20 protein-coding genes are annotated in these 20761 nt (G+C 67.9%); 13 read left to right on the forward strand and 7 right to left on the reverse strand.

The window, feature by feature from the left end; genetic code table 11:
* Positions 1–19: 19 nt before the first annotated feature.
* The 9 genes from JGS22_RS17850 to JGS22_RS17890 all read left to right on the forward strand — a co-directional run bounded on the left by JGS22_RS17850 (position 20) and on the right by JGS22_RS17890 (position 9306).
* Positions 20–481, forward strand: a complete 462-nt coding sequence (locus JGS22_RS17850; RefSeq protein WP_211041695.1) for a hypothetical protein — start codon at positions 20–22, stop codon at positions 479–481.
* Between the two features lie 188 nt (positions 482–669).
* Positions 670–2403 (forward strand): WXG100-like domain-containing protein, encoded by a 1734-nt coding sequence (locus JGS22_RS17855; protein WP_216815027.1) that lies wholly within the window; start codon positions 670–672, stop codon positions 2401–2403.
* 214 nt (positions 2404–2617) lie between these two features.
* On the forward strand, positions 2618–4540 hold the full coding sequence (locus tag JGS22_RS17860; RefSeq protein ID WP_216815028.1) for a toxin glutamine deamidase domain-containing protein: 1923 nt from the start codon (positions 2618–2620) through the stop codon (positions 4538–4540).
* On the forward strand, positions 4537–5382 hold the full coding sequence (locus JGS22_RS17865; protein ID WP_236073196.1) for an immunity 49 family protein: 846 nt from the start codon (positions 4537–4539) through the stop codon (positions 5380–5382). The genes JGS22_RS17860 and JGS22_RS17865 overlap by 4 nt, the downstream gene beginning before the upstream one ends.
* A gap of 98 nt (positions 5383–5480) precedes the next feature.
* A complete protein-coding gene (locus JGS22_RS17870; protein ID WP_216815029.1) occupies positions 5481–6320 on the forward strand; it encodes a hypothetical protein in 840 nt (279 codons plus the stop codon).
* The gene (locus JGS22_RS17875) at positions 6317–7162 is read left to right on the forward strand and encodes an immunity 49 family protein (protein ID WP_236073196.1); all 846 of its coding nucleotides are present in this window, start codon (positions 6317–6319) and stop codon (positions 7160–7162) included. Before JGS22_RS17870 ends, JGS22_RS17875 begins: the two co-directional genes overlap by 4 nt.
* 98 nt (positions 7163–7260) lie before the next feature.
* A complete protein-coding gene (locus JGS22_RS17880; protein WP_211039250.1) occupies positions 7261–8100 on the forward strand; it encodes a hypothetical protein in 840 nt (279 codons plus the stop codon).
* The gene (locus JGS22_RS17885; RefSeq protein ID WP_211039251.1) at positions 8097–8945 is read left to right on the forward strand and encodes an immunity 49 family protein; all 849 of its coding nucleotides are present in this window, start codon (positions 8097–8099) and stop codon (positions 8943–8945) included. Before JGS22_RS17880 ends, JGS22_RS17885 begins: the two co-directional genes overlap by 4 nt.
* Before the next feature lie 43 nt (positions 8946–8988).
* Positions 8989–9306: an SUKH-4 family immunity protein gene (locus JGS22_RS17890; RefSeq protein WP_211039252.1), complete on the forward strand. Its 318-nt coding sequence runs from the start codon at positions 8989–8991 to the stop codon at positions 9304–9306.
* Positions 9307–9367: 61 nt separating this feature from the next.
* Here JGS22_RS17890 and JGS22_RS17895 read toward each other — a convergent pair whose 3' ends face one another.
* Both JGS22_RS17895 and JGS22_RS17900 read right to left on the reverse strand, forming a co-directional pair.
* Entirely contained in the window at positions 9368–9556 is a 189-nt protein-coding gene (locus JGS22_RS17895) for a DUF397 domain-containing protein (RefSeq protein WP_211039253.1), read from the reverse strand.
* Complete coding sequence (locus tag JGS22_RS17900; protein ID WP_236073197.1) at positions 9553–10422, reverse strand: helix-turn-helix domain-containing protein; 870 nt, start codon at positions 10420–10422, stop codon at positions 9553–9555. Before JGS22_RS17900 ends, JGS22_RS17895 begins: the two co-directional genes overlap by 4 nt.
* Before the next feature lie 176 nt (positions 10423–10598).
* On the opposite strand from JGS22_RS17900, the gene JGS22_RS17905 reads away from it, so the two are divergent.
* The gene (locus JGS22_RS17905; protein ID WP_308405731.1) at positions 10599–11099 is read left to right on the forward strand and encodes an ATP-binding protein; all 501 of its coding nucleotides are present in this window, start codon (positions 10599–10601) and stop codon (positions 11097–11099) included.
* Positions 11100–11195: 96 nt separating this feature from the next.
* On the opposite strand, the gene JGS22_RS17910 is transcribed toward JGS22_RS17905, so the two are convergent.
* Both JGS22_RS17910 and gad read right to left on the reverse strand, forming a co-directional pair.
* Positions 11196–11729, reverse strand: a complete 534-nt coding sequence (locus tag JGS22_RS17910; protein WP_211039254.1) for an NADPH-dependent FMN reductase family protein — start codon at positions 11727–11729, stop codon at positions 11196–11198.
* 195 nt (positions 11730–11924) lie between these two features.
* Positions 11925–13298, reverse strand: a complete 1374-nt coding sequence (gene gad / locus JGS22_RS17915) for a glutamate decarboxylase (RefSeq protein WP_211039255.1) — start codon at positions 13296–13298, stop codon at positions 11925–11927.
* A gap of 249 nt (positions 13299–13547) precedes the next feature.
* Here gad and JGS22_RS17920 point away from each other — a divergent pair, with 249 nt between their 5' ends.
* Positions 13548–14570 carry a right-handed parallel beta-helix repeat-containing protein gene (locus JGS22_RS17920; protein ID WP_211039256.1) on the forward strand — a complete coding sequence of 341 codons (1023 nt, stop codon included), beginning with the start codon at positions 13548–13550 and terminating at the stop codon, positions 14568–14570.
* Between the two features lie 111 nt (positions 14571–14681).
* Here the strand turns inward: JGS22_RS17920 and JGS22_RS17925 are convergent, their stop codons facing one another.
* Positions 14682–15572, reverse strand: coding sequence for a helix-turn-helix domain-containing protein (locus JGS22_RS17925; protein ID WP_211039257.1), 891 nt, complete (start codon positions 15570–15572; stop codon positions 14682–14684).
* Positions 15573–15666: 94 nt separating this feature from the next.
* Entirely contained in the window at positions 15667–16587 is a 921-nt protein-coding gene (locus tag JGS22_RS17930) for a helix-turn-helix domain-containing protein (protein ID WP_211039258.1), read from the reverse strand.
* A gap of 260 nt (positions 16588–16847) precedes the next feature.
* Between JGS22_RS17930 and JGS22_RS17935 the strand changes: the two genes are divergently transcribed.
* On the forward strand, positions 16848–17792 hold the full coding sequence (locus tag JGS22_RS17935) for an alpha/beta hydrolase (protein ID WP_211039259.1): 945 nt from the start codon (positions 16848–16850) through the stop codon (positions 17790–17792).
* Positions 17793–17811: 19 nt separating this feature from the next.
* Here JGS22_RS17935 and JGS22_RS17940 read toward each other — a convergent pair whose 3' ends face one another.
* On the reverse strand, positions 17812–19434 hold the full coding sequence (locus JGS22_RS17940) for an FAD-binding oxidoreductase (RefSeq protein ID WP_211039260.1): 1623 nt from the start codon (positions 19432–19434) through the stop codon (positions 17812–17814).
* A gap of 447 nt (positions 19435–19881) precedes the next feature.
* Here JGS22_RS17940 and JGS22_RS17945 point away from each other — a divergent pair, with 447 nt between their 5' ends.
* Positions 19882–20685, forward strand: coding sequence for a VOC family protein (locus tag JGS22_RS17945; protein WP_211039261.1), 804 nt, complete (start codon positions 19882–19884; stop codon positions 20683–20685).
* Positions 20686–20761: the final 76 nt, after the last annotated feature.

Here is a 20761-nt window from a genome sequence, read left to right on the forward strand (position 1 = left end):
CGCGACCAGGGGGACCGGCATGGCCGCCGACGGGTTCACGACCGACGTCGACGTGTTGAAGGACGAGGGGAAGCACTTCGTCCGCATCGGCAGAAGCTTCGAGGATGCCGCCAAGGGGCTCCAGAGCGCGTTGAGCGAGCTGGAGGGCGGAGGAGGCGCTCCGCCCGAGGACAAGTCCTTCGTCGAGCAGTTCACGACGGGGCTGACCACACTCGACGGCAAGAGCAACCGCCCGCCGTGGGGCGACGACGAGATCGGCGAGAAGTTCGGTGTCGTCTACGAGGGCCTGCGCGACGGCATGTACGAGTCCATGGGCCATCTCGCGGCGCAGATGCAGGAGATCGGCAAGGCGCTGGAGAGCATGGGGAAGAACCACGCGAGCGGCGAGGACTACAACGAGGCCATCGTGCGTCAGAGCGTGGAGAACGCGATGATCGAGCCGACCGGAAGCATGGCACGCAAACGCGCCAACCCGGCCTGAAGCAGGAGCCGTTGGCCCGCCGGCAGGCCCGTGCGCGCTGACCGCGCGGAACTGTGTCGGGCGTCCGGGAGCCCGCCCGACACCTCCCGTCCCGTCCCGTCCCGTTGAGAACGATCGGCTCCCCGTACGCCCCGACGGCCGCCCGGTGCGGCGCTGCCGCCGCGTGAGGTCCCCGGAGGACTCCGCAGATGATGATGCTCGACCCCAAGCTCGAATGGGTCCTGGAGATGCTCGGCTACCGGTGGCCCACCGGGGACGAGGACAAGCTCCGCTCCTGCGCCATGGTCTGGCGGAACTTCGCCGCGAGCGTCGACGAGATCCAGGTCCAGGGCGTCCACGCCGCCGGCAACGTCCTCTCCCAGAACAGCGGCGACGCCATCGAGGGCTTCGGGGAGTCCTGGAAGAAGTTCAGCGGCAACGGCTCCGGCTACCTCGACGACGCCAAGCGCGGAGCCGAGCTGATCGCCGCGACCCTGGACGCCGCCGCGATGATCGTCACCATGCTGAAGATCGCGGTGATCATCCAACTCATCGCGCTCGCAGTCCAGTTGGCCGCCGCAGCCGCTGCCGCGCCGTTCACCTTCGGAGCGTCGAGCATCGCTGGCGCCGCAGCGACCCAGCTCGCCCGCGTCACCGTCCGGCGGCTGCTCACCGAGGCCGCCCAGGTCATGCTGCAAGCCGTGTTGCAGGCGGCGAAGGAGCCGTTCGTCACCGCGCTGCAGAAGATGACCACGGATCTGGTGGCCCAGACGGTCAACCAGAAGTTCGGGGCACAGGACGGCTACGACGCCGGACGGACCGCACAGGCCGGCAAGGAGGGCTTCAAGGAGGGCGTCGACAACGCCGGCACCGCACTCGGCGAAGGTCTGCGCGACGGCGCGGGCAGCCGCGCGGGCCGCGGCGCCCGAGGCGGCCTCGAATCCGCCGCCGACCGGTCCGGCGGCGACGACGGCACGGGCGGAAGCGACAACGGCGGCTCCGACAACGGCAGTACGCGGCAGGGAAGTTCGGACGACGGCGGTACGAGCGGCGACAGCTCCGGCAACGCCGGCTCGGGCAACTCCGGCACCGGCGCAACGTCGGGCACCGGCTCCACCCCCGGCACCGGTACAGGCACCGGAACGCGTGACGGCGGTGGCGAGGGCGGTCGGAGCGGCGCCCCTTCCACGGGCGGCAACAGCCCCGGCGCCTCCGCGCCCAACAGCCCTGCGTCGGACGGTACTTCGCCCTCCGACAGTGCCCGCCCAGGGTCCCGGTCCGACAGCTCCGACGCCGCCGCGAACTACCCCCGCCCCGCCGACACCTCCCACCAGCCCTACCGCGACAACCCCTTCGACGCACCCCGCCACCCAGCCGACCCGATGTGCCCTCCGAGGCGCCCGGCCGCACCGAGCAGCCACCCCATACCGGTGTCGCGCCACCGAGTCCCGTACCCGGCGGAGAGGCGCCACCGCCACCGAGAACGGACACCGGCGAGATCAACCCCGTTACCCGGACGGAGAGTTCGGGCGTCCCCGAGGGCACGCGCAGTGCACGTCCGGACCTTCCGACTCCGGAGCGGACACCCGACGCGTCCTCGCCACAGCCCGCTTCGGCCCCCTCGTCGCCGTCCACCGCACAACCCTCCACCGGCGACGCCCGTACGCCCTCCGGCGACACGGGCGGGACCACGCCGACCGGCCGCCCCACCGCACCGTACGCCGCCGGACCGGCGAGCCCGGACCGTACGGCGCCCGTACAGCACGCGCACCCGGCCGCACCTGACCCCGGACCGAGCCGGGACCCGAACCGCGAGAGCGTCGACCTCCAGAGCACGGCACCGACCGTCGCGCCGCCGCCGGATCCGGCGGCGTACGGTGCGGTGGGGCGGGCCGTCGCCGGGGTCCACGTGGCCGAGACCTCCCGGGCGGACGTCCAACTGAGCACGTATGGAGTCCAGTTCGCCTCTGGGTAGGCGCTGTGCCGGGCCGTTCGAGTCCTGCTCCGGCCTGTCCTGGCCAGGACAGGCCGGAGCAGGACAGGCCGGAGCAGGACCGGCCGGAGCAGGACTCGAACGGCCCGGCACAGCGCCTACCCAGAGGCGAACTGGACTCCATACGTGCTCAGTTGGACGTCCGCCCGGGAGGTCTCGGCCACGTGGACCCCGGCGACCAGCAACGTCTGGACGCCGCCGTACCGCGTGACCCGAACGGTGCGCCCCAGCGCTTCCCCGACCCGTACCAGGCGTGGTCGAGGCTTCAGAACGACGGCGGGATCGGAGTCCCAGGTCGCAGCAACAACTGCGCGGACTGCTCCCGTTCGTTCCTCTCCACCTGGTTCGGCGACCCGCAGGTCTCCGCGCCGCGCACCCTCGACAGCAACCGCGACGGCACTCTCGACCGACAGTCGCCCGAGCGCGACGCCAACGCCAACATGATCCGTTGGGCCGGCGCGCCCCACCAGTACGCGGGACGCGGCGAAGCCGGCTACCAGCGCATCGCCGACGATCTACGACGTGCGGGCCCCGGCTCGGCAGCAGTGGTGCAGGTCAACTGGCGCAACGGTGGCGGTCATGCGTTCAACGCCGTCAACCACAACGGCCGGATCGTGTGGGTCGACACCCAGTCCGGAGAGGCCAGCGACTCCCCGCTGCACACCGCGCAGGCCACCGACGTCTTCCACATTCCCCTCGACGCCAACCAGCGCCCCCTCTATCCCGCCCCCGAACAGCGCGGTCAACAGAGCGGAGAGCAGCACACCCCGCCGAACCGCGCCGACGGCCAACCGCGCGACGCCACACCGACCCAGCGCGAGACCTCCGACGCCAACTCCGGAGACAACCGCGCGGCACACCCCAGCACCGACCGCCCGACCTCGACCCAGCAGCCCCCGACCGCCGAACGTCCAAGCCCGGACCGAATAACTCCGGGCCCCGAAACCCCCGATGCCCGGCGACAGGACGCCGTACCTTCGGACGTCCCGCACCCCGTCACCCCGCACTCGCCCGTTCCGTCGCGCGAAGCCACTGCGGCCCGCTATCTCGCCCAATCTGTCGACCTCAACGGCCCCACCTACGGGCGTCATCCCATCGGTCCCGCCGAACCCGCGGCAAGACCCCAACGGCAGCGGGCCGAGACCGAGGAAGAGCGCAGAGACCGCGAACGCGACGAAGCCGGCATGACCGTCGTGCACCGCCAGCTGAAACGCGTGAACGACCCGAACGATGGGTTCTACAACAAGTACTACCGGCAAAACAACGGTTACCGACTTCGTGTCAATTCCCGGGACGAGAACGGCGATCTCATCCCGCAGATCAGCAAGAACGGGCAGCCACCACCCGAGTGGATCGCAGCCTCCGATGTCCCGCCTGCGATCCAGCCCGGCTACCACGCCCAGAGGCTGGAATACACCGACATCGACAGCCTCAGCCCGGAGAACCGCGCCAAGCTGGAAGAGATGGTGCGCGAACGAGCCAGGGCGCTTGAGCAGTTGGACAAGGCCAAAGCGAACAAGAACCGGGCCGACGATGCCTACAAAGCCGACGAGACACCGGAGAACCTGAAGCAGCAGGAGGCGGCCACAGCTGTCCGCAGCGCAGCGAACAAGAAGGTCACCGACATTGGTGAGGAGTTCGGCGAACTCACCGCCTCCGCCCACGCCATGGCAGAGCAGCACCCTGAAGCTACGCTGGTCGCAGGAGGGGTCAAGGGAAACCGCAGGTTCGATCAAGTCTGGATGAACCCCGACGGCACGTTCATCGTGGTCGAGGCCAAGGGCCCGAGCGCAGATCTCGGCGAGCGCTACGGCCACACCGGCCAACGCGTCAGCCAAGGCACCCGCGAATACTTCGAAACCATCCTCAAGGACATGAAGAAGCGCAGCGAGGAACAGGTGAATAGCAACGACGAGCAAACGCGTGAAGCAGCGGAGAAGGAGGATGCGCTGGCGGATGCACTGGAGAGTGCACTCAATGCTGAACCAATTGCGGTGAAGTACGTTACTGTAAAACCCAAAGTGAAACAGAACGCATACGCCGGATACGTACTATCAGAGTTCAACATCGAAAAGGGGATGCCATGACCTTCCGTATTGATCGACACGATGTTAATTCACTGCCGGAAAGCTTCCTCAATCGACGGAGAAACAAACTCAATAACCTTTCCAGCGTTTTCGGGTGCGGGAACTTCTCCTTGTCGTTTATGTCGGCTAAAGGTACGGCCTTCTCTTTTTGTGCGGGAGATCCGGAGGTCGAGGTTCTCGAGACTTGGAATGCTTTCGTGGTGGGGATGCAGATTGGTTCTGCGATGTTCGCTTCGGTGTTGCCGCACGGCGAGCCGATCGAGCGGATGATTGCACACGAGAAGCGACTGATCGAGCCCAGCCCGCCTCAGCACTATACGAATGCCGGTAATTGGTTGGAGGCCTTTTGGTTGGCGATGGTTTGCCGTGAGGCTGGGCGTCTGGATGAGTTGTGTGAGGTGCCGGTTGATTTGTTGCGGGCTAGCTCTGGGTTTGATCCTTATATCTATTCGTGGGTGGATGCGTTGCAGGGGTATTGGTTGCGGCGTGGTGATGTGGCGGGGTCGTTGATGAGGGCGATGGAGTTGTCTGCTCCGGAGGAGATCCATCCGGGGGCTCGTGAGGCCGTGTCGCATTTGATGTATCCGGTGATTCCGTTGTTCATCAGGTTCTTGGAGCGTGATGTGGAGGGTTTCAATGAGGCGTTGGTGGATTCCCTGAGATGGCACAAGTCGTATTGGAGCACCGAGGATCGGTGCAAGGATGGAGACGGAAACGTAGCGCTTGGGCCGTTGGCGGTGGCGTGTATGGCGCGGGATTCGGGTTTGCCGGTTGAGGTGGAGTCGCACTACTTGCCGAAGCATCTGCTCGAGGGCTCCTGGCTGAACGAGTTCCCCACCTGACCGAACTCGTTTACGGCCGTGGCGAGTTGAGTTGTGCGTTGGGGCCGCCCACTAGCTGAAACGCGTGAACGAATCGAAGTGTCGGGCTTCTTCGGCAAGTGCTACGGCAAAAGACCGGTTACCGACTTCGTGTCAATTCCCGGGACGAGAACGGCGATCTCATCCCGCAGATCAGCAAGAACGGGCAGCCACCACCCGAGTGGATCGCAGCCTCCGATGTCCCGCCTGCGATCCAGCCCGGCTACCACGCCCAGAGGCTGGAATACACCGACATCGACAGCCTCAGCCCGGAGAACCGCGCCAAGCTGGAAGAGATGGTGCGCGAACGAGCCAGGGCGCTTGAGCAGTTGGACAAGGCCAAAGCGAACAAGAACCGGGCCGACGATGCCTACAAAGCCGACGAGACACCGGAGAACCTGAAGCAGCAGGAGGCGGCCACAGCTGTCCGCAGCGCAGCGAACAAGAAGGTCACCGACATTGGTGAGGAGTTCGGCGAACTCACCGCCTCCGCCCACGCCATGGCAGAGCAGCACCCTGAAGCTACGCTGGTCGCAGGAGGGGTCAAGGGAAACCGCAGGTTCGATCAAGTCTGGATGAACCCCGACGGCACGTTCATCGTGGTCGAGGCCAAGGGCCCGAGCGCAGATCTCGGCGAGCGCTACGGCCACACCGGCCAACGCGTCAGCCAAGGCACCCGCGAATACTTCGAAACCATCCTCAAGGACATGAAGAAGCGCAGCGAGGAACAGGTGAATAGCAACGACGAGCAAACGCGTGAAGCAGCGGAGAAGGAGGATGCGCTGGCGGATGCACTGGAGAGTGCACTCAATGCTGAACCAATTGCGGTGAAGTACGTTACTGTAAAACCCAAAGTGAAACAGAACGCATACGCCGGATACGTACTATCAGAGTTCAACATCGAAAAGGGGATGCCATGACCTTCCGTATTGATCGACACGATGTTAATTCACTGCCGGAAAGCTTCCTCAATCGACGGAGAAACAAACTCAATAACCTTTCCAGCGTTTTCGGGTGCGGGAACTTCTCCTTGTCGTTTATGTCGGCTAAAGGTACGGCCTTCTCTTTTTGTGCGGGAGATCCGGAGGTCGAGGTTCTCGAGACTTGGAATGCTTTCGTGGTGGGGATGCAGATTGGTTCTGCGATGTTCGCTTCGGTGTTGCCGCACGGCGAGCCGATCGAGCGGATGATTGCACACGAGAAGCGACTGATCGAGCCCAGCCCGCCTCAGCACTATACGAATGCCGGTAATTGGTTGGAGGCCTTTTGGTTGGCGATGGTTTGCCGTGAGGCTGGGCGTCTGGATGAGTTGTGTGAGGTGCCGGTTGATTTGTTGCGGGCTAGCTCTGGGTTTGATCCTTATATCTATTCGTGGGTGGATGCGTTGCAGGGGTATTGGTTGCGGCGTGGTGATGTGGCGGGGTCGTTGATGAGGGCGATGGAGTTGTCTGCTCCGGAGGAGATCCATCCGGGGGCTCGTGAGGCCGTGTCGCATTTGATGTATCCGGTGATTCCGTTGTTCATCAGGTTCTTGGAGCGTGATGTGGAGGGTTTCAATGAGGCGTTGGTGGATTCCCTGAGATGGCACAAGTCGTATTGGAGCACCGAGGATCGGTGCAAGGATGGAGACGGAAACGTAGCGCTTGGGCCGTTGGCGGTGGCGTGTATGGCGCGGGATTCGGGTTTGCCGGTTGAGGTGGAGTCGCACTACTTGCCGAAGCATCTGCTCGAGGGCTCCTGGCTGAACGAGTTCCCCACCTGACCGAACTCGTTTACGGCCGTGGCGAGTTGAGTTGTGCGTTGGGGCCGCCCACTAGCTGAAACGCGTGAACGAATCGAAGTGTCGGGCTTCTTCGGCAAGTGCTACGGCAAAAGACCGGTTACCGACTTCGTGTCAATTCCCGGGACGAGAACGGCGATCTCATCCCGCAGATCAGCAAGAACGGGCAGCCACCACCCGAGTGGATCGCAGCCTCCGATGTCCCGCCTGCGATCCAGCCCGGCTACCACGCCCAGAGGCTGGAATACACCGACATCGACAGCCTCAGCCCGGAGAACCGCGCCAAGCTGGAAGAGATGGTGCGCGAACGAGCCAGGGCGCTTGAGCAGTTGGACAAGGCCAAAGCGAACAAGAACCGGGCCGACGATGCCTACAAAGCCGACGAGACACCGGAGAACCTGAAGCAGCAGGAGGCGGCCACAGCTGTCCGCAGCGCAGCGAACAAGAAGGTCACCGACATTGGTGAGGAGTTCGGCGAACTCACCGCCTCCGCCCACGCCATGGCAGAGCAGCACCCTGAAGCTACGCTGGTCGCAGGAGGGGTCAAGGGAAACCGCAGGTTCGATCAAGTCTGGATGAACCCCGACGGCACGTTCATCGTGGTCGAGGCCAAGGGCCCGAGCGCAGATCTCGGCGAGCGCTACGGCCACACCGGCCAACGCGTCAGCCAAGGCACCCGCGAATACTTCGAAACGATCATCAAGGACATGGAGGAACGAAGTCTAAATGAAGCAATGAGTGACGATGTAAGAATCCGAGAGGCAGCCATCAGAGAGGAAGCGCTAGCGACTGCTTTACTAGACGCACTGGAAGCGGATCCCGTTGGAGTTGAGTACATTTCAGTAAAACCCAGACTAAAAGACGAAAAGTATGCCGGGTACCTATTATCACGTTTCAATATCGACAAGGAGTCACCGTGACCCGTAATGTCGACCGCCATGAGGTGGTCGTGCTGCCGACTGAGTACCTCAAGTCTAATCGAAGCAGAATACTGAATGTTCCCGGCGCGTTCGGCTATAACAATTTCTCGACCCGATTTATGTCGGCGAGAGATTTGACCTTTCGTTACGTGGCAGGGGATCCGCGGGCGGAGTTGTTCGAAACTTGGGAATCCTTCGTGGCGGGGATGCAGATTGGTTCTGCGATGTTTGCGTCAGTTTTGCCGGTCGAGGGTCAGGTGGAACGTGTAATTCTGCATGAAAAGCGCTTGATCAAGTCGAGTTCGCCTCAGTACTATACAAATGCCAGTAATTGGTTGGATTCTTTTTGGTTGGCAATGGTCTGCCGTGAGGCTGAACGGGTGGAGGAGTTGTGCGAGGTACCGCTTGATTTGTTGCGGGAGAGCTCGAGTGGGTTTGATGCGTATATTTATTCGTGGGTTGATGCGTTGCAGGGGTATTGGTTGCGGCGTGGTGATGTGGTGGAGTTGTTGATGAGGGCGATGGAGTTGTCTGCTCCGGAGGAGCTTCAGCCGGGGGCTCGTGAGGCTGTGTTGCATTTGATGTATCCCGTGATTCCGTTGTTCATCAGGTTCTTGGAGCGGGACGCGGAGGGTTTTAACGAGTCGCTTGTGGATTCTCTGAGGTGGCACAAGGCGTATTGGGGCACTGAGGATCGGTGCAGGAACGACAAGGGGAACGTGGCGCTTGGGCCGTTGGCGGTGGCGTGTATGGCGCGGGATTCTGGTTTGTCGGTTGAGGTGGAGTCGGAGTACTTGCCGAAGCATCTGCTTGAGGGCTCTTGGCTGAACGAGTTCCCCACCTGACCGAACTCGGTTACGGTCGTGGCGAGTTGAGGAGTGAGTGACGATGAGTGTGTTGGGGCCGCCCGCTTCGGGTGCGGAGGCGCTCGAGAGGGTGCTGGAGCAGTACGGGCGTCCGGTAGGGCCGGGCGGGGTGCCTGCTGCGATGCACGTCGAGGAGTTCGAGAGCGGGTACGTGGTGTACGCGTCGTTCCCGTTGCCCGAGCCGATCAATGGAGTGCCGCAGCCGGCTGAGCCGGGTGGCAGCAACTACGTGGTTGCCAAGGACAACGGCGAGATCGGGGTTGTACCCAACTATCCGCCGGCCAAGGCCATCGAGGTGTTCGAGCGTTTCTACCGCGGCGGGGACGCGCCCACCGGCTGAGAGGGCTGGCGGCGCTGCCCGCAGCCAGCCCGTACGGATGTTGTCGCCGGTGTGAGGAGTCTCAGCGCTCGGCTGCGAGGTGCGCGGTGAAGTGCGACCAGGCCGTGGGGGTGAGAGCGAGTGCGGCGCGGTGGCGTTCCTTGGAATCGCGTACGCGCACGGCGTTCTGCTCCATAGCGACCTCGACGCATTCGCCGCCGCCGCTGCCGCTGTAGCTGCTCGTGAACCAGGTCAGCTCCGTGGTGCTCATAGCGCTCCTCGCATCTCCCTGAGCCTGCTCGCAGAGGCGTGGTGACTCATGGCCTGTGAGCGCATCCTGCCATAGCGCTGGTGCATGGCACTGACCCTTTTCGCGTCAGTTACCAGCATGCTGGTGTCTTGCGCCTCGATGTAGCCGATCCAGGTGTTGTCCGGCGTCTCTGCGAGTCGGAACGGTCCGTCGAGCCCTGCGTGGTCCACCTGTTGGAGCGGCATGAGCTGCACTTCCACGTTACGGCGTTCGCCCTGCTCCAGAAGGTTGTCCAGCAGCTGCCGCGCGACGTCCGTGCCTCCGAACCGGCGTTCCAGCAGGGCCTGTTCGATGACGAAGCTGAACTGAGTGTTCGGCCTGGACTCCAACAGCTGCTGGCGTGCTTGCCGCGCCTCGACCTGCCTCTCGAGCTGATCCGTCGTGAGCGGGGGCAGACGTTGGTCGAAGAGAGCGCGAATGTAAGCATCGGGTTGGAGAAGCCCGGGGATCACCGTGCATTCGTACGCGTGAAGAGTGACCGCTTCCTCCTCGATGTTGGCCCACTGGTGGAACCAGGTCGCCAGGCCCGCCTTGCGTCGCAGGCTGCGGATGGCGGCGGTGAGGACTCGGGAGGCGACGGGGCCGAGCGGGTCCTCGGCGCGCGGGGCGAGGTCGCTTGGCGGGAAGCGTTTGCCCTGCTCGATCTTGGCCACGTAGTGCGGTGAGTAGCCGACCCTGGGTGCGAACTGCTCCTGAGTGAGGTGCGCCTCGTCGCGCAGGGCCTTGAGTACGGCACCGAACGTCTTGAGGCTGTCGGAGAGTTCGGGTTCCGGTGCGCCGGCGGCGGGGTCGTCGCCGTTGGTCGTGTCGTGCATCTCCGCTGGCATTTGTGGTCGCCTTTCGCGAGACGGTGCGCACCTGAAGTGCCCTGTGCAGAACCCCCGTTCCACAGGTGATGGTTACTCGCCGCAACCCGCCCAGTCCAGTGCGTGAACCCGTACAAGATGATCTGTACCAGTGGTGAACCTGTCGAACCAGGTGCAGCCGACTCAAAGCTGACGCCGTGAAGGTTTCTGAGGATCTCCAACCAACCGGCGTGTGCCGGACGTTCAAGCAGCGGTTTTCCGCCACGCCGAGGGGTGCGCGGCTCGCCCGGTTGCTCGCCGCACATCAGTTGGACGCGTGGGGGCTGCCGCGCGGTGTGCGCCTGCATGACGAAGTGCTGCTGGTCGTCGCCGAGTTGGCCGTGAACGCGGTGGTGCACGGACGGGTGCCGGGGCGGGACTTCGCCGTACGGCTGGAGCTCGCCGAAGGCTCGGCGGGCGAGCCGTCATTCGTACGGATCGAGGTCTGCGATCCGCACCCGGCACTGCCCGCCCGAATCGCCGTACCCGCCGATCCGTTGGAGGAGACGTACGGTCGCGGGCTGCTTCTGGTGGAGGCGTACGCGCGGGACTGGGGTGTACGTGCCCGGTCTGGGCCGGGCAAGACGGTCTGGGCGCTGTGCACGGCCCCGACCCCGGCCCCGCGCCCCGGCCCCGGCTCGGTGAGCGGCCGGCGGTGAGAGCGGTGAGAGCGGTGAGCGGTGGGCACCACGCGTCCCGGGCGGCTGGGTCCGGAGGCTCGTACGGACCGGCGGCTGTGGCTCTTGCGCTGTATCTCATGATGGTCGCTGCGTCCGCGGGCGCGCTGGTTGACACTGTCTTGCCGGGGCAGCACTCCACAGCGGTCGACCGTGCTGCCGCAAGTACCGGGCGAAGGTACGGGCTTCGGCGAGGCCGTCGTCGTTCGGCCGGTTCTTGTCGACGCCGCCGACGAGCCGCATCGGCGCCCAGGTGTCGAAGGCTCGACTGGACCAACGGCCCTGCACCGTACGGCCCTTGGACTCCAGCAGCCACACCAGCGGCCGGAAGAACGGCGCCGGCGGCAGCTCCGGGAACCCGCTGGTGGCGAAGACGAAGGTGCGGCCCGGGCCGACCGGAAGCGCCTTGGCCACGTCCATGAGGCTGGAGTGGGGCCTGGCGTGGAGGATGCCGGAGTCGAAGCGGACCAGGTCGGCTGCCGCGGGCAGGGCCGGGTCCGCAGCCGCCTCCTCGGCCGTGACGACCCTCGCGTCGAGCTCCGGTGCCATGGCCTCGGCGATCCTGCGGGTGCTTCCGTGCGACACGGACGTGCACACGATGATGGTCCTCATCCTGCCGATCTCTTCGGTTGCCTGCTTCACACAGGCACCACGGAGCGGGAGTGTCGGATGTGACATCGGGGACGCTTCAGTCGGTGCGTCGGTGCGTCGGTGCGTCGGTGCGGCAGCGGGTACACGGGTCCGGACGTGCGGCGGGTGTGCGCGTACGTGCGCGTACGTGGGCTGCTGGGGTGGGGCGGGTGGCTGTCAGTGGTGGAAGGACTGTTGGGGCGGCGGGGAGTCGGCGGTGAGGTCGTCGACGGCGGCGCGGATGTCCTCGACCAGCAGTGCGATCTTGTCGTGGCTGATGCCGTGGCGGATCAACACCCGCTGGATGACTGTCTGTTCGCGGTCGGCGGGCAACGGGTACGCGGGCACCTGCCAGCCGCGTCGGCGCAGCCGGTCGGTGAGGTCGTGGAGGGTGAAGCCCGCGCGCTCCGGGTCGGCGAGCGTCCAGGAGACGGCGGGCAGGGCGGTGCCGCCGTCGTAGAGCAGCCGGAAGGGGCCCATCGAGGAGATGTCGCCCGCCAGTGCGCAGGCGGTGCGGCGGCAGGCGGTCAGTACGGCGCGGTAGCCCTCGTGGCCGAGTCGCAGCAGCGTGTAGTACTGCGCGACGATCTCCCCGGCGGGGCGGGTGAAGTTGAGCGCGAAGGTGGGCATGTCGCCGCCGAGGTAGCTGACGCGGAAGACGAGGTCCTCCGGGAGGAGTTCGGCGGTGCGCCAGATGATCCAGCCCACTCCGAGCGGTGCCATTCCGTACTTGTGGCCCGAGGCATTGATGGAGGCGACGCGCGGCACCCGGAAGTCCCACGGCAGCGCGGGCTGGAGGAAGGGCGCCACGAAGCCGCCGCTGGCCGCGTCCACGTGGATCGGAATGTCCAGGCCCAAGTCCTGTTGCACGGCGTCGAGTTCGGCGGCGAGGGCGGCCACCGGCTCGTAGTCGCAGGTGTAGGTGACGCCGAGGATGGCGACGACGCCGATGGTGTTCTCATCGATGTGCGCGCGGAGTTGGTGGGGACGCAGGCCGGTGGCGTTCGGCTCCAACGGGACCTGGCGCAGCTCCACATCGAAATAGCGTGCGAATTTTTCCCAACAGACCTGGATCGGACCGACCACCAGATTCGGGCGGTCTGTCGTTTTGCCCTCGGCGCGGCGGCGTTCGCGCCAGCGCCATTTGAGCGCGAGGCCGCCGAGCATTGCCGCTTCGCTGGAGCCCGTGGTCGAGCAGCCGGCGGTGCCGCGTCCCTCGGGGGAGTGCCAGAGGTCGGCGAGCATGTGGACGCAGCGGGACTCGATCTCGGCGGTCTGCGGGTACTCGTCCTTGTCGATCATGTTCTTGTCGAGGCACTCGTCCATGAGCGCATGGACCTGGGGTTCGGCCCAGGTGGTGCAGAAAGTGGCGAGGTTCTGCGAGGAGTTGCCGTCCAGTGCGAGTTCGTCGCGGACCAGCGCGTGGACCGTCTCCGGTGGCGAAGTGCGCTTGGGGACCCGGTACTTGGGCAGCGGTTCCTGGCTCAGCGGATGGCTGTAGACGTCGCCGGAATCGTCGCCGCGGCCGTGTTCCACCTGGTGCAGCGCCATGGCCGGCCCTCTCTGCTCGTCGCCCGTGCCCCCGCTCGTTCCACGCTGGCAGCGGTGGCGGGTTCGGGCCGCAGGAGAGGGGGCCGAACGGGTGGCGGGTGCGGCGGGAGCAGCGGGTGCGGCGCAGCGCGAGGTCTTGACAGCGGTGAAGGTCCGGACCAGCGTTCAGAGCTGTCCCGGTCCGCTCCCGCCGCGCGCCCCGCCGCCGGTTCGTCCTGCTCTGCCCGCGCCTCGCCCCAGGAGTGCCGTATGTCGTCCCGACCCCGTGCCGCCCGATTCCGCCGCGCCGTACTGACCTGCTCAACGTCCCTCGTGGTGCTGGGAGTTGTCTGCACGACCACCGCCTCGGCCGTCCCCGGGTCGAGCGCTCCGCAGGCGGCAGACGGCGGCGCCTCCGTACGGGTGGCGGACGGCGGCGAGCTGAAGGAGGCGCTGGCGTCGGCCGAGCCCGGGCAGACGATTGAGCTGGCCGACGGTGTGTACGCGGGCAACTTCAAGATCAACCGGCCGGGTGAGCGCGAGAACCGGATCATCCTCACCGGCTCCGCCGACGCCGTTCTGACCGCGCCGAGCGGCGGCGGGTACGGGCTGCACGTCGACTCCGCGAGCCACTGGACGATCCACGGGGTCACCGTCACCGGCGGTCAGAAGGGCGTCATGGTCGACGCGAGCGACTACGTCGTGCTCGACTCGATCACCGTGCACGACCTGACGATGGAGGGCGTGCACTTCCGCAGGTCCAGCAGCCACGGCGTGCTGAAGAACTCCACGGTCCGCGACACCGGCACCGACGGCCGGGGCATGGGCGAGGGCGTGTACATCGGCTCCGCCAACACCCTGGAGGACCGCAGCGACCGCGTGCGGATCGAGAACAACACCATCGGCCCCCGGGTGCGTGGTGAGAACGTCGACATCAAGGAGGGCACCACCGGTGGAACCGTCTCCGGGAACACCTTCCACGGCGACGGTCTCGCCAACGTCCACTACGACGACTCCTGGGTCGACGTGAAGGGCAACGACTACCTCATCGAGAACAACACCGGAGTGGGCACGCTCAACGACGGCTACCAGACCCACAGTCCGCAGCCCGGCTGGGGCTGCGGCACCGTCTTCCGCGGCAACGACTCGGACCTCACCGGCGCCACCGGCAGCGGGCGGTACGCGTTCGAGATCACCAACCACGACGCCGCTTCCTGCCCGGTGACGATCGCCTCCGACAACACCGTGACCGGCGGCGACGGGTCGGCGACCCCGGGAGTCCCGATCGGCTGAGCCGAAGCCCGCCGGGCCGCTCCGGACCGGCCCGCGCCGTTCTCCAGGACCGCGCCGGCCCCGCGCCCGGCCCCGCGCCCGGCCCCGCGCCGGCCCCGCGCCGGGCCCGCGTCAGGCCCGGCCCGCGGTTTCCCGGGCCACCGCCTCTCCGGCGGTCACCCCGATCGCCTCGGCGTGGGCGGCCAGACGCCGCAGGCCCTCCTGCGAGGGGCTGCCCGGCGGTGCGGTCCACACGACGATGAACTGGTCGGAGTCGGTCGAGCTGGTCAGGGTGTCCCAGTCCAGGTCGAGGGTGCCGGCGGCGGAGTGGACGAACTCCTTGCTGCCGGTGCCCTGGACGGCGACCTCGTGCCCCTCCCACCAGCGGGTGAACTCCTCGTACGGCGCCATCTTGGCCACCAGGCGGCCGAGGTCGGGGGTCTCGGGGCGGCCGGCGGTGTGCATCCGCAGATACGCCACGCACGCCCGGGCGCCCGACGCCCAGTCCGCGTACAGGTCCCGCATCTCCGGCCTGTCGAACAGCAGCCAGACGTAGTTCAGGTCCTCTTCGGGGAGCTTCTCGAAGTCGAGGAAGAGGGCGGAGGCCAGCCGGTTCCAGGCAAGTACGTCCATGGTGGTGGACAGGACGAGCGCGGGGGAGTCGCCGAGGGTGTCCAGAAGCCTGCGGGTGTGCGGGGAGATGGTGCGCGCCGAGTGGGCGGGCTGCTCCTGCGCGGGCTTTCCGGCCAGGTTGAAGAGGTAGGTGCGCTGGTCCGGCGAGAGTCTCAGGGCGCGACTGACGCTCTCCAGTACCGGCACCGAAGCGGCGATCCTGCCCTGCTCGATCCGCGTGTAGTAGTCGGTGCTGATCGAGGCTAGCTGTGCCACCTCCTCGCGACGAAGTCCCTGTACCCGGCGGGGAGTTCCGAGGTCGGGCAGGCCGACGCCGGCGGGGGTCAGCTCGGCCCGGCGGGTCCTGAGGAAAGTGCCCAGCTCTTTCGCGTCTCCGCTGCCACTAGTCATGCACACAGTGTGACGCGATCCGTCCAACAAGGGGCCGTTTCCCGACAGTTGGGCAGCCGGGCGGTCTGTCTCGAATGTTCGGACGGGCCACGCTTCAGATCTGGTCCTTTTCGTTTCCGGACCGCTGGTGGTCGCTGCCCGACGGATCGGGGCCGTTCGGTCGCCCTTCTGTTTCGGAGGAGCGGGACCAGGAGGCGAGGATGCGCAGACCGTCGTGCGAGGGCGAACCGCGTTCCGCCGTCCAGAGGAGCACCTGCTGTCCGTCGGTGCCGACGGCGGCCAACGCCTCCCAGTCCAGCGTGAGTTCGCCGACGACCGGGTGGTGCATCGTGGTGGTGCCGACGGTGCGCGCCGGCGCTTCGTGCGTACCCCACCAGCGGCGGAAGTCCTCGTCGCGGACGGAGAGTTCACCGACGAGGGAGGTCAGCCGAGGGTTGCCCGGGTCCCGCGCAGCCTCCGTCTGCAACTGCGCCACACAGGTGCGGGCGATGTGTCCCCAGTCCGCGTGCAGCTTCCTCATCGCCGGGTCGGCGAAGAGTATGCGGATGAAGTTCCGCTGTTTCTTCGGTACTTGGGAGAAGTCCGTGATCAGCGCCGCGGCCAGGGAGTTCCAGGCGAGGACGTCCGTGCTTCTGCCGAGGACGAGGGCGGGTGTGGTGTGCAGGTCGTGGAGGACTCTGCGCAGTCGCGGCCGGGCCTGCTGGACGGCGCGCCGTACCGGGCGCTCCGCCAACTCTCCGGCCAGTGCGAAGAGTTGCGCACGCCGGTCGTCGTCCAGGTGCAGCACCCGGGCGAGCTTGATCAGCACGGCGGCGGAGGCGCGGGTGCGGCCCTGTTCGAGGCGGGTGTAGTAGTCGGTGCTGATCGCGGCGAGCGCGGCGACCTCCTGGCGGCGCAGGCCGCTGACCCGTCGGCGGCCACCGGCCTCCGGCAGTCCGACGGTGCGCGGGCTCAACTCGCCCCGGCGAGCCCTCAGAAAGGCCCCGAGCCCGTCGGGGCGTGCGCTGTTATTCATATCGGCCAGTCTGCGCCGCTCCGGGGCGCGGTGGCAGGGAGGAATCCATCCCTGGTTGAGCCGTTCCACGGGTGGGATTCTGCTCCGCAAGCGGGATGCGTATCGCGGCCGAGGCCGCTTCGCAGCCCGGGGAAACTCCGAACGCTCGGCGACCGCACGGGTGTGGGCGTGCGGTTCGGGCCGCGTCTTCGACCGGTTTTCCTGATCGTTCACCGCCGCGATCGGAAGTGTGACCGCGGCACTGTCAGAGGGAGTCAGGCATGGAAGCCATCACCTTCCCGAACGGGCCGATCACGATGGCAGGCAACCTCCATCTCCCCGACGACCTCAGAGCCGGCGAGTGCCGCCCCGCGATCGTCACCGTGCATCCGGGCGGCGGCGTGAAGGAGCAGACGGCCGGGCTCTACGCGGGCAGGCTCGCGGAACAGGGCTTCGTCGCGCTCGCCTTCGACGCCTCCCACCAGGGCGCCAGCGGCGGCCAGCCGCGCCATCTGGAGGACCCCGGGGCGAGAGTGGAGGACGTACGGGCCGCCGTGGACCATCTCCAGTCGCTGGAGTGCGTCGATGCCGAGCGCCTGGGCGTACTGGGCGTCTGCTCGGGCGGCGGCTACGCGGTCAACGCCGCGATGACAGACCACCGATTGCGGGCGGTCGCCACCGTCTCCGCGCTCAACATCGGCAGCGGTTACCGCAAGGGCTGGACGGGCAACGGGCTGGACGCCGCCGCCGTCCCGACCCTCGTCGCCGCCGCGCAGCAGCGCACCGCGGAGTCGCAGGGCGGCGCCCCCGCGTACATCCCCTACGTCCCGGCGGATCCGGCCGCCGGGACGCCGCGTGACCTGGTGGAGGCGTCCGAGTACTACCTGACGCCGCGCGGCCGGCACGTCAACGCGGAGAACAGGAAGCTCTTCGCCCGCAGCATCGCCAAGCTCTTCGCCTTCGACGCCTTCCACCTCGTCGAGGACCTGCTCACCCAGCCGGTCCTGATGGTCGCGGGCGGCGAGGCCGGCTCGCTGTGGCACACCACCGAGCTCCACGGCCGGCTACGGGGGCCGAAGCGGCTGGTGGTCGTGGAGGGCGGCGCGCACACCGACTTCTTCGACGTCCCCAAGTACGTCGACCGCGCGGTCGAGGAGGCCGTCGCCTTCTTCCGCGAGACGCTGCACACCCCCGCGGAGCGGTCCGCCGCCGCACAGGACGGCTGAGTCCCTGACCCGGCGGGGCTCAGTCCACCAGTACGCCGGGGTTGAGGATGCCGGCCGGGTCCAGTGAACTCTTCGCGGAGCGCAGGACGTCGGCGAAGAGTTCGGGACGCTGACGGTCGTACCAGGTCCGGTGGTCGCGGCCGACTGCGTGGTGGTGGGTGATGGTCGCCCGGTGGCGCACCAGGATCTCGCCCGCGGCGGCCTTGATCTCGTCCCACATCGCCCGCTGCGCGCCGACGCGCCCGGCGGCGATCACGGTGAAGTACGGGGCGCAGCCGTCCGGATAGACGTGCGTGAGACGGCAGTTGAGGATGCCGGGTCGGCCGGTGATCTCCTCGACGGCCCGGCCCAGCCCGGTGCGCACCGCCTCGATCAGCTCGGGGGCGCGGTCCCAGGTCAGCGCGGTCTCGAAGGTCTCCACCACGGCGCCCATCCGCGTCATCGCGTCCCGCAGGTAGGGCATCCGCAGAAAGGCCGAGCGCCAGGCGCCGGCAGGGTCTGCGGCCGGGCGTGCGGCCGATCCGTCGCCGCGGTCGGCAGCCGGGCGCCCACCGGCTCCGCCGCCGGTACGGACGCGGCCGCCGTGTCCGCGGACGAGGTCCAGCGCCTGTTCGAGCAGCGCGTCCACCGGCTGTCCGGCCGACTCGAAACCCAGGACGAGCACGCTGCTGCTGCCGTCGCCCGCGCCGCCGAGCATCGCCTCACCGGGGTCGAGCAGCCGGCAGTTGGCCGGGTTCAGCCCGGACTGGGCCAGCGTGCGGACGGCGCGCAGAGCAGCCGGGAAGTCGTCGAAGAGCACCGAGGCGGAAGCCTTGTGCGCGGGGCGTTCCTGCACCCGCAGCCACGCCTCGGTGATCACCCCCAGAGCGCCCTCCGAACCCAGGAAGAGTCGGTCGGGCGACGGTCCCGCTCCGGAGCCCGGCAGCCGCCACGACTCGTGCACGCCGCTCGGAGCCACCACCCGCATCGACTCGACGAAATCGTCGATGTGGGTGTGGCCGGTGGCGTAGTGCCCGCCCGCCCGTGTGGCCAGCCAACCGCCCAGAGTGGAGAACTCGAAGCTCTGCGGGAAGTGCCGCAAGGTGTAGCCGTGCGGGCGCAGTTGAGCCTCCAGGGCCGGGCCGAACGCACCGGCCTGGATGCGGGCGGCGCGGCTCTCGCGGTCGACCTCCAGCACCCGGTCGAGCCGGGTGAGGTCGAGCGAGAGGACACCGGCGTGGTCGCCCTCCCGGTACTCCACTCCGCCCACCACGGAGCTGCCGCCGCCGAACGGCACCACGGCGACGTTCTCCCGGCTCGCCCAGTCGAGCAGGTCCACCACGTCCGCCTCCCGGCGGGGAAGAGCGACCAGGTCGGGAGCGGCGGCCATCTCCCCGGCCAGCACGCGCACCACGTCGCGGAACGCCTTGCCGTAGGTGTGCGCGGCGCGCAGCGCCGGATCGGCGGAGACCAGCTCGGCAAGCGCCCCGGGCGGGGCCAACCTCGGCGTGGGCAGGTCGAGTCGGCGGATGTCGGGGACCGGTACGGGGTGCTCCCGCAGCCCGGGCAGCAGCGCCCCGAGCGCGGCGCACTCCTCGTCGCCGAGCTGCTCGGACTCGTTGCCCCAACCCCACCAGGACCTGCCGGTCGGTCCGTCGGCCATGCGCTCACGCTCCCTGGTACCCGTGCGGGCGCGCACGCTCCCGCCTGCACCGCCGCTCTGTCGGGCTCGAAACCTACCTACGGGTAGCAGCCGGCGCCAGAGGGCTGCGGCGGTGGGCCGCCGGTCCGTCGGATCTCTCGTGTCGCCGTGCGCACCCGACCGGTGGCCCGCGTGCCGCCGGCCGCGTTCTCGAGGGGCCGCCGTTTCCGAGGGGCCGCGTTTCGAGCGACCGCGTTTCGAGCGACCGAGAGCCCGGCCCGTGGTCGCTCGACAGGCGGGGCGTACGAGCCGTACCTAGCCTGAGGCTCGGGGCCGCGGCCCTCACCGGCTCGCGGCGGACCACCGACCCGAGCCGGTCGGCGGACCGAGCCGGAAGGCAGCGCGCCGAAGCGCCGCACCGGCCGGGTGCCGGGCCGCAGCGACGGCGGCCGACAAGGAGTGGCCAGCATGTTGAGGACCGAACCGGCACCCGGTGCACCCGCCTGGATCGCGCTGGAGACCTCGGACGCGGCAGCCTCCGCGGCTTTCTACGGCGAGCTCTTCGGCTGGCGGCACCGGCAGCTCGGCCGGGGCGGGGAGGCGCAGGGCCACTTCACCCTCGACGGCCTCCGGGTCGCCGGAACCGAACGAAGGCGGTCCGCGCGGCACGACCGGTGGACCGTGCGCTTCCGGGTGCCCGACCTGGCCTCAGCGTTGGAAGCGGTGCGGGAGAACGGCGGAACCGTCGACCCAGACACCGCAGCGACCGCCGCCACCGACACCGCCGTGGTCCACGATCCGACGGGCGGGCGCTTCGCGCTGGAGGGGCCCGGCGGGGACGAGGGCCTGGACGTGGTCGACGAGCCCGGCACGCTGACCCGGGTCGAGCTCTGCTCCGCCGACGCCGACGGGGCCGCCGCCTTCTACCGGGCGGTGCTCGGCTGGCAGATCCGCGACGACGGTGCGTACGGCGGGCTCCACCGGTCGGTCGCGGCCGTGGGCGAGGCGGCGCACGGCGGCATCGTCCAGCTGCCCGGGGAGAGCCAGACGGCCGGAGTCCGCTCCCGGTGGCAGCCGTGGTTCGCCGTCGTCGACTGCGACGCCGTGCTCAACTCCGCCGTCAAACAGGGCGCTTCGGTGCTTCTCCCGCCGATGGAGCAGGCCGGCGCGGGGCGGCTGGCGGTGTTCGCCGACCCGGTGGGAGCGGTGTGCGGGGTCCTCAGCGGCGAGGACCGGCAGGACCCGCCTCTATCGCGCCGCGCCTCCCGGTAGCGCGCCCCTCCGCCCGGGGCGCCCTCCGCCCGGGGCGCGTTTGCCCGGGGCGCCGTTCGCCCGGGACGCCGGGCAT

Source organism: Streptomyces tardus (assembly GCF_018101125.2).
GTDB classification, from domain to species: Bacteria; Actinomycetota; Actinomycetes; order Streptomycetales; family Streptomycetaceae; genus Streptomyces; species Streptomyces tardus.

Excerpts from the sequence above, each read along its gene's own strand:
- JGS22_RS17910 (WP_211039254.1), bottom strand. The coding sequence starts at position 11,729 with ATGAGGACCATCATCGTGTGCACGTCCGTGTCGCACGGAAGCACCCGC.
- JGS22_RS17890 (WP_211039252.1), top strand. The coding sequence starts at position 8,989 with ATGAGTGTGTTGGGGCCGCCCGCTTCGGGTGCGGAGGCGCTCGAGAGG.
- gad (WP_211039255.1), bottom strand. The coding sequence starts at position 13,298 with ATGGCGCTGCACCAGGTGGAACACGGCCGCGGCGACGATTCCGGCGAC.
- JGS22_RS17920 (WP_211039256.1), top strand. The coding sequence starts at position 13,548 with ATGTCGTCCCGACCCCGTGCCGCCCGATTCCGCCGCGCCGTACTGACC.
- JGS22_RS17865 (WP_236073196.1), top strand. The coding sequence starts at position 4,537 with ATGACCTTCCGTATTGATCGACACGATGTTAATTCACTGCCGGAAAGC.
- JGS22_RS17940 (WP_211039260.1), bottom strand. The coding sequence starts at position 19,434 with ATGGCCGACGGACCGACCGGCAGGTCCTGGTGGGGTTGGGGCAACGAG.
- JGS22_RS17900 (WP_236073197.1), bottom strand. The coding sequence starts at position 10,422 with ATGCCAGCGGAGATGCACGACACGACCAACGGCGACGACCCCGCCGCC.
- JGS22_RS17945 (WP_211039261.1), top strand. The coding sequence starts at position 19,882 with ATGTTGAGGACCGAACCGGCACCCGGTGCACCCGCCTGGATCGCGCTG.
- JGS22_RS17875 (WP_236073196.1), top strand. The coding sequence starts at position 6,317 with ATGACCTTCCGTATTGATCGACACGATGTTAATTCACTGCCGGAAAGC.
- JGS22_RS17935 (WP_211039259.1), top strand. The coding sequence starts at position 16,848 with ATGGAAGCCATCACCTTCCCGAACGGGCCGATCACGATGGCAGGCAAC.
- JGS22_RS17895 (WP_211039253.1), bottom strand. The coding sequence starts at position 9,556 with ATGAGCACCACGGAGCTGACCTGGTTCACGAGCAGCTACAGCGGCAGC.
- JGS22_RS17850 (WP_211041695.1), top strand. The coding sequence starts at position 20 with ATGGCCGCCGACGGGTTCACGACCGACGTCGACGTGTTGAAGGACGAG.
- JGS22_RS17930 (WP_211039258.1), bottom strand. The coding sequence starts at position 16,587 with ATGAATAACAGCGCACGCCCCGACGGGCTCGGGGCCTTTCTGAGGGCT.
- JGS22_RS17855 (WP_216815027.1), top strand. The coding sequence starts at position 670 with ATGATGATGCTCGACCCCAAGCTCGAATGGGTCCTGGAGATGCTCGGC.
- JGS22_RS17925 (WP_211039257.1), bottom strand. The coding sequence starts at position 15,572 with ATGACTAGTGGCAGCGGAGACGCGAAAGAGCTGGGCACTTTCCTCAGG.